Here is a 14,822-nt window from a genome sequence, read left to right as displayed (position 1 = left end):
AGAAAAAAGATTAAGGTTTTTTAGCTATAATGAATTTGACTTTAGTTTGATTAATATGTTTAGAGTTTTTAAGAAGAGATAAAAAATCAGCTTTTATTGATTCAATCTCTTCTTTTTGAAAAAACTTATCAAATGATAATCGGTTAAGACGATTTTCCCACATTGTATAAATCTCATCAGAGAGTATACCAGAGCTAGTTAGTTCAGAATCCTCTAAATCTTCATCAAGAAAAATTTTCATTCCTAGATTTTTTAAAATTGGAGAGATTTTTCGACCAGCTCTAAAGTCATAAATTCCATTATTCTTAGTTCTATTTTCAAATACTTCTAATTTATTTAGAGTTTCTTTAGAGAGTGGAGTATGGCCTCGTAAAAGATCATCAATTTCAATAATTGCAACCCATCCCCCATTTTTTAATTTGTCAAACCAGTTTTTTAATATTTGTTCCATTTTATTTGGAAAATAAGCAATAGCAAAGCTAGAAAATATTCCGTCAATTTGTTTTGGGATATAGTTTAAATTATAGATATCCTTTTGTAAAATTGTGATATTGTCAATTTTTTTATTCTGTAAAATTTCAAGTAGATTTTGATTTAAGTCTATCGCTATAACTTCTTTTATCTTTTTAGAAAGAATTTCTGCAAAAGTGCCTGTTCCGCAACCGAGTTCTGCAACGACATAATCACTTTTAATTGGCAGTTTATTAACAATTAAATTCCATTTTCTATATTGTTGTTGATTTTGATACTCTGTTTTAAGTGACATCTTTTTCCCCCTGATAAAAGATTTGTTTTGTAATAGTAGCATATTCCATCAATGTTTTCAAGTTATTATAATTTGATTGATAAAAAAAGTATAATAACCTATAATAAAATTAAATAAAAATTTACAGGAGAATGATAGTGATTAGAAAATTAGAAACAAAAGATATTGATGTGGTAATTCAAATTTGGTTTGAGACAAATAAAAGAGCTCATGACTTTATTCCTGAGAGTTATTGGTTAGAAAAGTTTGATGAAGTGCAAGATATTTTACCTCAGGCAGAGGTATATGTTTATGAAATGGATAATGAAATTAAGGGATTTATAGGTCTTGTGGATAACTATATTGCTGGTATTTTTATATTAGTTGAGTGTCAATCTAAAGGAATAGGAAGGGAGTTATTATACTATGCAAAAGAAAAGAAAGAAAATCTTTCTCTAAGTGTATATATAAAAAACTCACGTGCAATAAATTTTTATAAGAGAGAAAATTTTAAAGTAATATCTGAAAATCTTGATGAGAACACAGGTGAGAAAGAGTTTTTTATGACATGGGAAAAGAAATAAAAAAATAAAAAAATAAAAAAAGTAGAGGACAGTCATCACAGATTCTTCCTACTTTTGTTCTTTAAATAGTTAGAAAAAATAAATTGTGTGATGGCTATTTTTTCTAACTTTAAGTATTTGAAAAAATTTTGTTTATTAAAAAATATTGAATTATTTCAAGGAATAGGAAAGGCTAAGAAAGCCGTTTTATCAACTTTTAGTAATAATAGGGTCACTTCTAGAAGGATGTCATTTGTAATCTATGAATATAAATTTTATTTGAAATAAATTTAATTTTTATGACTGTTTGGAATTATGATAAAAAGTTAAAGGATTAAGCTTAAATAGCCTAATCCTTTTTTCGTTATAATCCAATATTTTCACTAGCCGATACAGTTAATTTCATTTATCTCTACAAAGATTAAAACTTTTATTTAGGAATTCAATAAAGTTATAAATTATTAGTGCTAGCTTCATAATACGGGGCTGGTTCCCGACATTCTTCAACACTTACAATTGAAGAAATAGAATAAATTCTATTTCTAGTGCTATCATCATTTTCAACCTCAAAAAAATTAGAGTCTACATTTTTTAAAATTACATTGTGAATCGTATCAAGTAAGCTATCTTTTGTAAAATATATATTTACTTTTTTACCTTTGAAACTATTAAGTAATATCATTGTTATCACCCCCCTTTTTTCTCAAGTAAGATATACTTTATATTTTAGCACCTGAACGAAGAAATTACAAGAATTCCAATATTTTTGGGCACTCTATTACGGCCAGAGGCTCTTTCTATTTTTTGTATTTCAAACTTTTTTCAAACTTTTTTTAAGAAAAAAACGTCTAAAAGATATGATAATAGTTAGAGGATAAAAAAGATTTAAAGTAGTAAAAATAGCCATCACACAGTTTCGAAGATGTTTTAATTTTAAAAGGAGGGTTTTTAAAAAGTTTTAACAAATTATGAAGTTGTTTTGTCTAACTATTATGTTGAGGTAATAGATTTAAACGTTAGTAGATTAATTTATTTTTAAGAAGTTTTTTAGATTTTTAAATGAAATGATTGAAAGTTTTAAAGTTATTCAAAGGTGATTTAGTAGTAAAGTAGAGGGATTTGTGATGGTTGCCCTCTACTTTTTTTATTGAAAAATACAAAAAACCTCAAAGTATTAACAAACCTAAGATTTAATGTTAAAATATATAAATAAAATTAAAAATAAACATTAAGATACAAGGAGTGTTTCTATTGAAAAAAGAAATAAAAAAAGGGGAGCTGCATCCAAACAATCCTCATAAAGGAAGATATGATTTTAAGATTTTAATTGAAAGGTTGCCTGAATTAAAATCATTTATTATAAAAAATCCAATTGGTGAAGATACAATAGATTTTAGTGATAACCAAGCTGTTATCTGTTTAAATAAAGCGTTAATAAAAACATATTATAATATTGAAAATTGGGATATTCCTGCAGGTTTTCTATGTCCACCCATACCTGGAAGAGCAGATTACATCCATTATATAGCAGATTTATTAACTAAGAAGAAAAATATAAATGTATTAGATATAGGAACTGGAGCAAACTGTATCTATCCAATTATAGGTAGTCAAACTTTTGGCTGGAACTATACGGCTTCAGATATAGATCCTAAGTCTATTGAGAACGCTCAAAAAATAATAGATTCAAATGAAAATTTAAAAAATAAAGTAAAACTTAAACTTCAAAAAGATAGAAACCACATATTTGTAGGAGTTATTGAAAAAAATGATAGATTTGATTTAACTATGTGTAATCCACCTTTTCATTCATCTTTAGAGGATGCTTTAAAAGCTAATCAGAGAAAAGTTGATAATTTAAATAAGGGAAATAAAAATATTCAAAAAGGACTAAATTTTGGAGGACAAAAAGCTGAGTTATGGTGTCCAGGTGGAGAGCGTTTGTTCTTAAAAAAAATGGCTAAAGAGAGTGCTGTTTTTGCTTCGCAAGTATATTATTTTACATCTTTAATTTCAAATAAAGAAAATGTAAAACCAACTATAAAAGTTCTTGAAAAATTAGGAGCTAAGTGTCAAGTTTTAGAGATGAGCCAAGGACAAAAAATAAGTAGAGTTTTAGCTTGGACTTTTAATAAAAAAGAAAGATAAATCTTATTGTACTCATAAAAAGTCACGTTATATTACTATATAAAAATTACCTATTTGATAGACTCGCTATTTTTATACGAATCTATTCTATAGGTAATTTTTTTATCTGTAGTTAATTGTTTTTTCTAATTTCTCTTTTCATCCATAGTATGCATAAAAGTGTTCCTATAGGAAAAATTGAGCCTAGAAATACTCCTCCACGAAGTCCAAAACCTGATAATTCTGCGACACTCCCTATAAGCCAAGGTCCAAGAGCAGCTCCTAAATCTCCACCTGCAGCCATAATTGCAAACATGGAAGCTCCTGCCATGGGAAATCTTTCAGAAGTAAGAACTAAAGTTCCAGGCCATAAAAGACTCACAGCTAATCCACCTATAGCAATGGCCATTAAAGATAGAATTTTTATTGTAGATAGGGCTAATGTTATATAGCATAAAAATGCAAGAATAGCTCCTAAAATCATAATTTTAGTTAAATCTATTTTATTACTATATTTTCCATAGATAACTCTTCCTACTCCTAAAAATATGGCGAACATTGCAATTCCACCAAAATCACCTGTAATTTTAGGAAGATGAAGGACCTGTTCAGCAAAGGCAGAACTCCACTGTGCTATTGAAACCTCTGTAGCTCCACTAAAAGCTATGGTAGCTATAGCTACAAGAAAAAATGGAATTTTTATAAGGTCTCTGCTTTTTTGCCTAAGATTTTCTTCAAGAGGTGGAGCAAGAGGTGCTACAAAAAAAAGATAGCTATTTATTAAAGCTGGAATAGACCACATAAAAACTATCAAATACCATAAACTATTACCTAAAAGTGATAAAAGTAAGGCTGTTAAAACTATTACAGTAAACTGTCCCCAAGCATAAAAAGAGTGAAGAATTGCCATAGCTGAGGCTTTTTCATCAGTGGGAATAGAATTGACAATTGGACTTAAAAGAAGTTCTAAAATACCTCCGCCACAAGAAAAAATGACTGTAGAGATGACTAAAAGAGTGTAGGTATCATATGGTAGTATAGGAACTAATCCAAATAAAGTAAGTCCTATAAAAACAGAGATATGAGCAGCTACAACAAATCTCCTAAATCCATATTTATCAACTATTCCACTAAAAATTAGATCTACAGCAATTTGGGTAGTAAAATTTATAAAAACTAAAAATCCTAACTGTTGATAATTTAAATTAAAAGTTTCTCTAAAAATAACAAAAAGTAAAGCTGGTAGATTTATAACAATGGCTTGAATAAAATTTCCTAGATAGCATGCATTTATTGTAGACTGATAAGAAATTTCTTGAGCCAAGGCTTGGGTATTTTGGGTTTTAAATTGTGACATAAAACTCTCCTTATGTTTAAATATTCATGTTGACATTTTTATTGTTATAGGATATATTACTATAACAATAAAATATTGTACTTGTTAAAAATTTAAAAGTCAATAAGGCACAATTTTTTCACTTAGTGAAATGGAGGTTAGTAATTGGATAGAATACAGGTTAACTCTGAAATCGAAATCACATTAAAAATAATAGGAGGTAAATGTAAACCTCATATTTTATATATTTTAATTGAACAAGGTACGCAAAGATTTAAAGATTTAATGATTAAAGTCAATCAGATATCACAAAAAACACTTACAAATCAATTGAGAGAACTCGAAAGTGATGGCTTGATACTTAGAAAGGCTTTTAGCGAAATTCCTCCAAGAGTAGAGTATTCCATAACTGAAAAAGGTAAAACTTTATTTCCTATATTGGAGCTTATGTGTGAGTGGGGAGAAAAAAATAAGGATGGGCGTTTTGAAATCATCAACCCCCAGTGTGATAATAAATAAAAAAGTAAAGTAATAAACTATATCGAATAAAATTATATTTTTATTGTCAAAATATTTTTAAATTAAATATTGACAATACTAAAAAAGTGTAGTATCATTAATTTGTAATCATTACAAAATGAAAATAATTATAAAATGTATAGGAGGTTATTACATGTCATTAATTGGAAAAAATATTGGAGAATTTAAAGCACAAGCTTATCACAACAACAACTTTGTTGAAGTTACTAACGAGTCTATAAAAGGGAAATGGTCAGTTTTCTTCTTTTATCCAGCAGATTTTACTTTTGTTTGTCCTACAGAGTTAGGAGATTTAGCTGATAATTACGCTAAGTTTAAAGAGATTAATTGTGAAATTTATTCAGTTTCAACTGATACTCATTTTGTTCATAAGGCATGGCATGATACTTCTGATACTATAAAAAAAATACAGTATCCTATGGTGGCAGACCCTACAAGAAAAATATCAGAGATGTTTGGTGTTTTAATTCCTGAAGAGGGATTAGCATTAAGAGGAAGTTTTGTTATAAATCCTGAGGGGAAAATCGTAGCGTATGAAATTCATGATTTAGGAATTGGAAGAGATGCTGCTGAGCTTTTAAGAAAAGTTCAAGCTGCTCAATTTGTAGCTGAGCACGGTGGAGAGGTTTGTCCTGCAAAATGGAAACCAGGTTCAGAAACTTTAAAACCATCTTTAGATTTAGTTGGGAAAATTTAAACTCTTTTGAAAGGCACTATAGGGTGCCTTTCAATTTTTAATAATATATATACTTTAAATTATGAGGTGAACTATGGATAAAATATATGATTTAATTGTTATTGGTGGAGGTCCAGCGGGATTATCAGCTGGAATATATGCTGGTAGAGCTCAAATGGATGTACTTATTATAGAAAAATCTGAGGTTGGTGGACAGATAACTACTACTTCTGAAGTTGTAAATTATCCAGGGATTAAAGAGATATCAGGGCATCATTTAGGAGAGCAGATGAGAGAGCAAGCTCTTGGATTTGGTGTAGAATTTTTAAAATCTGAAGTTACAAATATGGATTTTAAAGAGGAGATTAAAAAAGTTGAAACAACTTCAGGAATTTATAAAGCTCTAAGTGTCATTATTGCTACTGGAGCAAATCCAAGAAAGTTAGGATTCCCAGGAGAAGCTGAGTTTACAGGTAGAGGAGTTGCATATTGTGCAACTTGTGATGGAGAGTTTTTCACTGGTCTTGATGTTTTTGTTATTGGAGCTGGGTTTGCTGCTGCTGAAGAAGCTATATTTTTAACTAAATTTGCAAGAAAAGTTGCAATTATAGCTAGAGAACCTGAGTTTACATGTGCTAAATCTATAGCTGAAAAAGTTTTAAAACATCCAAAGATTGAAGTGAGATTTAATTCTCAAATTGTGGAAGTAACTGGAGATACTAAACTTAGAAAAGCTATCTTTAAAGATAATCTTACAAATACAACTTGGGAGTATAATGCTTCAGACAATGAGTCTTTTGGTGTTTTTGTTTTCATTGGATACAAACCACAAAGTGATATATTTAAAAGTCATGTAAATTTAGATTCTCAAGGATATATAGTAACTGACGAAGAGTTACAAACAAATGTTAAAGATGTATATGCTGTTGGAGATATTAGACCAAAGAGATTAAGACAGGTTGTTACAGCAGTTGCTGATGGAGCTTTAGCTGCAACAGTTTTAGAAAAAGTTGTTGAAGAAAAAAGAGAGGCTTTAGGAATTGAAAAAGAGGAAAAGGAACATCCAAAAACTTCAGATATTTCTAAAGAGGATTCTAAATCTAAGTTTTTAGATGAAGGAATAGTTTCTCAACTAAAAGGTATCTTTGAAAGATTCCAAAGTAGCATAAAAATAGTTTCTATATTAAATGATAATGATCTTTCAGTAAATATCAGAGAGTTTTTAACTGAGATTTGTGATATCTCAGATAGAATAACTTTAGAGTTTTATAAAAAAGATGAAAATCTTGAATTAGAGAAAAAAATAGAGTTAGATTGTTCTCCAACCATTGCTATTTTAGATTCTAATGATAACTTTAGAGGAGTTAAGTTCTCAGGACTTCCAAGTGGTCATGAGCTGAACTCATTTATTCTAGCTTTATATAATATAGCTGGGCCAGGTCAAGAGCTAAATGAGGAGCTGAAAGGAAAAATTCAAAGTATAGATAAAAAAGTAAAACTTAAAATTGCAGTTTCACTTTCTTGTTCACTTTGTCCAGAGGTAGTTACAGGAGCACAAAGGTTAGCTATTGAAAATTCAAACGTTCAAGCTGAAATGGTAGATATATTTGCATTCCCAGAATTGAAAAGTAAATACAATATTATGGGAGTTCCAGCTTTAATTATAAATGATAAAGATATCTCTTTTGGAAAGCAATCTTTAGAGGAGATTATTGAGAAAATAGCAAAATAAAATCGAGAGATTGGGTAATTATGAAATGTTACCTAATCTTTTTTATTTTTGGAATATACCTATTGTATTTTTAAAAAAAAGAGTTATAATTTAAATTGAACTATAATTTAAAAAGGAGATAGTAAAATATTATGTTGCATAAAATTTTTAGAAAATTTAGAAAAGATAAGATTGTTAAAATTGAAAATAATGAAGTAGATATACAAGCTTTAAGAAAAAAAGCTGAAGAGTATTATAGAAATAGAGATTTTTATTGTTCAGAAGCAGTTTTAAAGGTTTTAAAGGATTCCTTCGAAGCTCCTTATGGAGATGAGGTAATAAAATTAGCATCAGGATTTCCTGTTGGAATGGGAAATGGATGCACATGTGGAGCTGTAAATGGTGGAGTAATGGCTATTGGTATGTTTTTTGGAAGAGGAGAGGCTGGAGGTTCAGAGGTTAAAAAAAGTATGGAACTAACAAAAGAACTTCAAACAAAGTTTACAGAAAAAAGAAAAGTTTGTTGTTGTAAGGTTTTAACTCGTGGAATGGATTTAGGAACAAAAGAACATATTAATCATTGTATTGAGATAACTGGTGAGTTAACAGAAATAACAGCAAAGATTTTAGCAAGAGAGTTAGGTTATAAAGAAAAATAAAAAGTGAAGGATAATTATTTTAAATGGTTATCCTTCACTTTTTTTATCTAACAAAATTATTTTTTTAACAAGGGATTTTAATTCAAAATATAGTTATTGACATAAATTATATTTGAAGCTAAAATACTAGTAGACTAAATTTTTTGGAGGGGTTTATCAGATGTTAAATGAAAATATCGTTTTAAAAATGAAAGATATTGTTGAAAACTGTATGGGCGACTCAGATGCTACTTGTAAAAATAATTGTCCAATGAACACTGATGTAAAAAATTATGTGAGATTAATCGGTGAAGGAAATGGACAAGAAGCAATCAAAGTTATTAGAGAAAAACTTTTTTTACCTGGAACTTTAGGTAGAATTTGTGCACATCCTTGTGAACAAAATTGTAGAAGAGGAGAGGAAGACTTATCAATAGCAATAGCTTCATTGAAAAGATATGCAGCTGATAATTTTGATAGTATAGAGAATTGGGATGTAACTGTAAAAAATAAAAATGGTAAAAAAGTTGCAATAATAGGTGCAGGACCAGCAGGAGCTCAAGGTGCAATAGATTTAGCAAAAGAAGGATATGACGTTACAATATTTGATAAATTACCTGTATTTGGTGGAATGATGAGAGTTGGAATTCCTGAATATAGACTTCCAAGAGAAATAATTGATAAAGAGTACTCTTTATTAGAGAAATTAGGAGTAGAAGTTAAGCTATCTACAGAGATAGGAAAAGATATAAGTTTTGAAGAGTTAGAGAAAAATTATGATGCAATTTTAGTTGCTGTTGGAAAGCAATCTGGAAGAATAGACAGATCTTTAGAAAATCATGATGCAGAGGGAGTTTTTCATGCAGCTGAGTATTTAAAAGAGATCTCGTTAACAAAGAATTTTAAAGGAGCTGGAAAGAAAGTTGCAGTAATTGGTGGTGGAGATGTTGCAATGGACTGTGCTAGATCATCAAAGAGAGTTCCAGGTGTAGAAGTAGTTTATTCAATTCCTCTAGAGTCAACTTTTGAAAAAATGGCTTCTTCAAATCATGAAATTCATGGGGCAATTGAGGAAAATATTGAATTTAAACTAGGAAACGGAATTAGCAGAATAATTAAGGATGAAAAGAATAGAGTAGCTGGATTAGAAATAAAAAAATGTTTAAGTCTATTTGATGAAAAAGGAAATTTTAATCCTCAATTTGATGAAAATGTAAAAGAGATTATAGAGATAGATACACTTGTATTTGCAATTGGTCAAGGAGTGGATAACTCATTTGATGCAGATAAAAAATTAGCAACAAGAAGAAATGGAACTTTCGAGTCTGATAAATTAACTATGCAATCTGTAAGTAATGAAAAAGTTTTTATAGCTGGAGATTGTGCAAATGCATTTATTGTTATTGAAGCCATGGCAGAGGGAAGAAGAGCTGCTAAGTCAATTGATAGATTTTTAAATGGAGAGAATTTAGAAGAGGGAAGATCAATAGAAGCTGAAGGAGGATATAAAGCAAAATTATATCTACCAACAGAGTATTTACCAGAAGGATGGGATGCTGCTGAAAAAGTTGAAAGAGTGGTTCCTGGAACAATTGATGGAAATGAAAGAGTTAAAGATTTCTCAGAAGTTGAAAGGGTATTTACAAAAGAAGAAGCAATGAAAGAGGCAAATAGATGTTTACAATGTGAGTGTAAACTTTGTATGAAAGAGTGTATAATGTTAAACGATTATACAGATTGTCCAAAGCACTTATTTAAAGAATATCTTGAAAAGGGCTGCGAAGAGATGGATGCTAAAATAGCATATTCTTGTAATATGTGTGACCAGTGTACTTTAAAATGTCCAAAAGATTTTGATATTAAATCAAACTTTGGAGCTATGAGAAGTGAATATACTAAAGAAAATGGTGGAAAATCACCGATGAAAGGGCATAAAGCGATAGAGGCTCATCAATATTTAGGATACTCTAAAATGTTTAATACAACAAATGCAGCTCCTAATGGAAAGAAAACAAAATATGTGTTTTTTCCAGGATGTTCATTACCATCATATAACTCAGTTGCTGTTGGAAATATTATGGATCACTTACAAGATAAGCTAAATGGAGAGGTTGGGTCTTTATTAAAATGTTGTGGAAAACCACCTAAAGCTTTAGGACAAGATGATCTATTTAAAGAAAGATTTAAAGCTGTTCAAAAAGAGTTGGATAAAGTTGAAGCTGAAACTGTTATTGTCGCATGTCAATCGTGTTATGGAATTTTCAATACATATGCAAAGCAAAATGTGATATCACTTTGGGAGTTATTGCCAGAAATTGGATTACCAGAATCTCAAATTGGTGTAGGAAAAGATTCAGATGTTAAATTTAATATTCATGACTCTTGTTCAATCAGAAAACAAACAAAAATTCATGACGGAATTAGATGGATTATGACTGAGTTAGGATACGATGTAGAGGAATTAGAAAACTCAAGAGAGAAAACAAGATGTTGTGGATTTGGAGGAATGATTGTTCCAGCTGTACCAGAAATAGCTAAAAAAGTTATGGATAGAAGAGCCGCAGAAACAACAACAGGACATATGGTAACTTACTGTGCAGCTTGTAGAGAGTCAATGGAAAAAGGAAGCACAGATGCTCTCCATATAGTTGATTTAATATTTGGGGATAGATATGAAAAATCAAAAGTAACTAATAGAAATATGGGACCTGCAAAACAATGGTTAACAAGATATAAATCAAAAATGGAACTTAATAAAAGAAAGTAATTATCAAATATGGAGGGATAAAATGAAGAAAAGTTTAGTATTAGGATCACTGTTATTATCAATGGTAGCTTTTGGAAAAGATTATACTCAGTATAAAAGTGATAAATTAGTTAGTGCTGAAGTTGCAAAGCAGATGATTGAAAGAGATAAAAATGTTGTAATTATAGATGTTAGACCAGAGGCAAAGTTTTTAATCGGAAATGTTGAAGGGTCTTATAGTATGTGGAGACCAGATATGGAACCAAAAGATAACAGATATGGTGAAATTGGTGGGATGAGGGCTTCTAGAGAAGAGATAGAAACTGAATTAAATAAAATGGGTGTAACTAAAGATTCAACTTTAATTTTAATTGGTGACAATTTAGATGAGTACAGACTTTGGTGGATACTTGATATGTATGGAATGGAAAATGTAAAAGTTGTTGACGGAGGATACTCAGCTCTAAAAGAGGTAGGAGTAAAAACAAGATTTGGAAAAGAAGCCACTGAAAAGCAAGGGGATTTTAAATTCACTAACAATCCAGATAAAGATACATTAGCAACAATAGAAACTGTGGAATCGGCAATAAATAATCCTAGGGATATTATAGTAGATACAAGAAGTAAGAAAGAGTTCACAGGTGAAGAGCTTAAAAAAGGTGCAGTTGTAAAAGGAAGAATCCCAGGAAGTGTTTGGGTAGAATGGACTGAAGTTTTAAATAGCGATAAAACAATGAAATCTTATGATGAGTTAGTTGCACTTTACAATAAACAAGGAGTAACTCCAGATAAAGAGGTTTTACCATATTGTCAATCAGCAGTTAGATCAGCACATACAACGTTTGTGTTAAAAGAACTTTTAGGATATCCAGTTGTTAAAAACTATGATGGTTCTTGGATTGAATGGTCTTATGCAGCAAAAGATGGAAAAGTAAAAGTAGAAACAGGAGAGTAAGATGAGTGCGAAGAAAAACCCTATAAAATTAATAATAATAGTTTGTATTTTAGCTATTATGATATTTGGACTAGTAAAATCAGGAGCTTTAGAATATTTAAAAGATAGAGAAAAATTAGAAATATTAATTAAAAGTTTAGGTGCATGGGGACCAATAGCATATATAGGATTATATGCTGTAGTAACAACAACATGTATATCGGTTTTACCATTAACTTTAGTAGGTGGATTGATATTTGGTGCTGTAATGGGAATTGTATATACAGCTATAGGTGCATGTTTAGGATTATCTTTAGCATTTTTAATAGCAAGATATATTGCTAGAAAACCTATTGAGGAAAAGTTTGGAAAAACAGAAGCTTTTAAAAAAATAAATGAAGGTGTTAAAAATGATGGATGGTTTATTCTTGCAACAACAAGGTTATTACCAGTATTTCCTTTTGGAATTCAAAACTATGTCTATGGATTAACACCAATTAGCTTTATCCAATATTCTTTATTATCAACAATATTTATATTACCAGGAACATCTGTATTTGTATTATTAGCAGGAGCAGTTGCTTCAGGAGATATGAAAACAGCTGCTAAAATGTCAATAGTAGCATCACTTATATTCTTTGGCTTAACTATAATCACAAAACTGATAGCAAAAAAAGCAAAGAAAAACTCGTAAGAAAATAATAAATAAGTTATAATAAATAAAGGGGAGAAAGGTATCTCCCCTTATTTATTAATTGGTAGGAGGAGTAAAAATGGGAAAAAAATTTAAATTACTAACACTTTCATTATTAGTTCTTAGTGTACTAACAAGTTGTAATAAAGAAAAAAATAAAGATGTTAATATCTATATGTGGGGAGGCTCTATAGAAATAAATACTTTTATGGATGATGTAGTTGCTCCTAAAGTATTGGAAAAGGAAAATATAAATTTAAAAAGAGTACCCATTGTAGATATAAAAGATGTTGTAAATAAATTGATAATTGAGAAACAAGCTGGAAAAAAAAATGGTGTCATAGATATTTTATGGGTAAATGGTGAAAACTTTAAAGCTTTAAAAGATGCTGGAGTTTTAACAGAGAATGCTTTAGGAAGCATTAAAAATAAAGATTTATTAAAAGAGAGTACAATAGTTAAAGATTTTGGAGAGGACATTAATGGATTGGAGATTCCATTTGGAGAAGCTCAGTTCAATTTTATATATAATACTAAAAATGGTGGGGTGCCATTTACTGGTTGGGAAACTTTAACAGAGTATGTAAAAAAGAATCCAGGAAGATTTACTTATCCAAATACAACTAACTTTACAGGAAGTGCATTTGTAAGAAACATGACAATTGATATGTTGGGTTATGATAATATTCAAAGTATGACTTCTGAGGAATTTAAGCAAAATCTAAACATAGTTTGGAATTACTTAAATGAGATAGAACCTTATTTATGGAGAAAAGGTGAAACTTATCCAGAATCAGAGGGAAAATTAGATCTTCTTTATTCAGCTGGAGAAGTTGATATAACTATGGGATATACTATAAATAAAGTAAATTCAAAAATAGAATCAGGAGATTATCCTGAAACATCAAAGAGCTTTTTATTAAATAAAGGAACTCTATTTAATAATCACTATTTAGCTATACCTGTAAATGCTCAAAATAAGGGTGGAGCTTTAGCAGTAATTAATGAATTAATATCTCCAGAATTACAACTTCTAAAACAAGAACCTAAAAATTGGGGTGATTTTACTATTTTAGATATGAAAAAATTACCTCCTGAAACTGTGAAAAAGTTTTTTGATTTGAATAAAAATGGAAAGATTCCATCACTAGAGGAGTTACAAGAAAAAAGAGTTATGGAGTTAGAACCTGAAAAACTTATAATTATAGAAGAAGGATGGCTAGAGAACGTTGGAAAAAATTAAAAAATTTATATATATAGTACCGTTTTTATTATATATGACATTTTTCTTTCTTTATGGTCTTTACTATGTTTTTATGACTTCTTTAGGCTATAATAGGATTTTGAGTAACTCTTGTTTTACCTTGCATTATTATAGAGATGTTCTTCATTCGAAAGAGTTTTATGAAAGTTTAATATATACTATAAAAATAAATAGTATTGCTGCATTTTTAGCCTTTGTGTTGACAGTAATTGTTATATTTTTAGTTTTTTTAAGCAAGAGAAAAGGATATTTTTATACAAAGTTTTTTCAAAAAGTTATTGAAGCACCTGTATTTGTACCATATTTAGTAAGTGCATATGGAATATTACTTTTGCTTATGAGAAGAGGAGTAGTAAGTAATTTTTTATTAGAAATAGGGGTAATATCCTCTATGGATGAGTTTCCAGTACTGACAAATGATCATCTTGGAATTGGAATAATACTGACTTATGTTTGGAAGGCTTTGCCATTTATGACTATGATGAGTCTTCCTGTAGTTTTTAGAATTGATAAGAAATGGGATTCTTTGGGGAAAATATATAATTTAAGTAATGTTACTTTTTTTAAAAAAATAGTTTTTCCATTGGTTTTTCCAACTTTAAGTATCAGTTTCTTTATAGTTTTAACATATCTTTTTGCAGCATTTGAAACACCATATATTTTAGGAGTTACTCATCCTAGAGTACTATCTGTACTAGTGTTTGATACATATACAAAAGGGAATTTAGATTTGAGAGGAAAGATAATGGTTATGAACATTTTAATCTCAAGTATAAGTTTATTGTTTGGTGGGATAATGTGCTTAGCTTTGAAATTTTTTACAAAATTCCAGGAAAGAGAGTGGTAAA

General features: G+C 29.5%; 14 protein-coding genes. 11 read left to right on the top strand and 3 right to left on the bottom strand.

Translation table 11 applies throughout. From position 1 onward, the window contains the following. Positions 1-10 precede the first annotated feature (10 nt). On the bottom strand, positions 11-766 hold the full coding sequence (locus ACRC8M_RS02825; protein ID WP_438527755.1) for a class I SAM-dependent methyltransferase: 756 nt from the start codon (positions 764-766) through the stop codon (positions 11-13). A gap of 137 nt (positions 767-903) precedes the next feature. Between ACRC8M_RS02825 and ACRC8M_RS02820 the strand changes: the two genes are divergently transcribed. Beyond that, positions 904-1,329: a GNAT family N-acetyltransferase gene (locus tag ACRC8M_RS02820; protein ID WP_438527754.1), complete on the top strand. Its 426-nt coding sequence runs from the start codon at positions 904-906 to the stop codon at positions 1,327-1,329. 430 nt (positions 1,330-1,759) lie between these two features. Here ACRC8M_RS02820 and ACRC8M_RS02815 read toward each other — a convergent pair whose 3' ends face one another. After that, a complete protein-coding gene (locus ACRC8M_RS02815; protein WP_438527753.1) occupies positions 1,760-1,990 on the bottom strand; it encodes a hypothetical protein in 231 nt (76 codons plus the stop codon). Positions 1,991-2,559: 569 nt separating this feature from the next. Here ACRC8M_RS02815 and rlmF point away from each other — a divergent pair. Then, the gene (rlmF, locus tag ACRC8M_RS02810; protein ID WP_438527752.1) at positions 2,560-3,456 is read left to right on the top strand and encodes a 23S rRNA (adenine(1618)-N(6))-methyltransferase RlmF; all 897 of its coding nucleotides are present in this window, start codon (positions 2,560-2,562) and stop codon (positions 3,454-3,456) included. Between the two features lie 112 nt (positions 3,457-3,568). On the opposite strand, the gene ACRC8M_RS02805 is transcribed toward rlmF, so the two are convergent. Further along, positions 3,569-4,792 carry an MFS transporter gene (locus ACRC8M_RS02805; protein WP_438527751.1) on the bottom strand — a complete coding sequence of 408 codons (1,224 nt, stop codon included), beginning with the start codon at positions 4,790-4,792 and terminating at the stop codon, positions 3,569-3,571. Between the two features lie 144 nt (positions 4,793-4,936). On the opposite strand from ACRC8M_RS02805, the gene ACRC8M_RS02800 reads away from it, so the two are divergent. The 9 genes from ACRC8M_RS02800 (at position 4,937) to ACRC8M_RS02760 (ending at position 14,821) form a co-directional block, all read left to right on the top strand. Next, positions 4,937-5,290 (top strand): winged helix-turn-helix transcriptional regulator, encoded by a 354-nt coding sequence (locus ACRC8M_RS02800; protein WP_438527750.1) that lies wholly within the window; start codon positions 4,937-4,939, stop codon positions 5,288-5,290. A 154-nt stretch (positions 5,291-5,444) separates the two neighbouring features. Further along, the gene (gene ahpC, locus ACRC8M_RS02795; protein WP_023050769.1) at positions 5,445-6,008 is read left to right on the top strand and encodes an alkyl hydroperoxide reductase subunit C; all 564 of its coding nucleotides are present in this window, start codon (positions 5,445-5,447) and stop codon (positions 6,006-6,008) included. A gap of 73 nt (positions 6,009-6,081) precedes the next feature. Then, the gene (locus tag ACRC8M_RS02790) at positions 6,082-7,719 is read left to right on the top strand and encodes an FAD-dependent oxidoreductase (protein WP_438527749.1); all 1,638 of its coding nucleotides are present in this window, start codon (positions 6,082-6,084) and stop codon (positions 7,717-7,719) included. Positions 7,720-7,850: 131 nt separating this feature from the next. Then, entirely contained in the window at positions 7,851-8,357 is a 507-nt protein-coding gene (locus ACRC8M_RS02785; RefSeq protein WP_438527748.1) for a C-GCAxxG-C-C family (seleno)protein, read from the top strand. Positions 8,358-8,517: 160 nt separating this feature from the next. Beyond that, positions 8,518-11,103 (top strand): FAD-dependent oxidoreductase, encoded by a 2,586-nt coding sequence (locus ACRC8M_RS02780; protein WP_438527747.1) that lies wholly within the window; start codon positions 8,518-8,520, stop codon positions 11,101-11,103. 22 nt (positions 11,104-11,125) lie between these two features. Next, positions 11,126-12,037, top strand: a complete 912-nt coding sequence (locus ACRC8M_RS02775) for a sulfurtransferase (protein ID WP_438527746.1) — start codon at positions 11,126-11,128, stop codon at positions 12,035-12,037. Position 12,038: 1 nt separating this feature from the next. Further along, on the top strand, positions 12,039-12,710 hold the full coding sequence (locus ACRC8M_RS02770; RefSeq protein ID WP_438527745.1) for a TVP38/TMEM64 family protein: 672 nt from the start codon (positions 12,039-12,041) through the stop codon (positions 12,708-12,710). A 79-nt stretch (positions 12,711-12,789) separates the two neighbouring features. Next, a complete protein-coding gene (locus ACRC8M_RS02765) occupies positions 12,790-13,953 on the top strand; it encodes an ABC transporter substrate-binding protein (RefSeq protein WP_438527744.1) in 1,164 nt (387 codons plus the stop codon). After that, complete coding sequence (locus tag ACRC8M_RS02760; RefSeq protein WP_438527743.1) at positions 13,940-14,821, top strand: ABC transporter permease; 882 nt, start codon at positions 13,940-13,942, stop codon at positions 14,819-14,821. Before ACRC8M_RS02765 ends, ACRC8M_RS02760 begins: the two co-directional genes overlap by 14 nt. Position 14,822 lies beyond the last annotated feature (1 nt).

The sequence above is a fragment of the Cetobacterium sp. genome (genome assembly GCF_051653945.1).
GTDB lineage: Bacteria > Fusobacteriota > Fusobacteriia > Fusobacteriales > Fusobacteriaceae > Cetobacterium_A.
The sequence above is the reverse complement of the archived record's forward strand: the minus strand, read 5'-3'. Positions and strand labels throughout refer to the sequence as shown.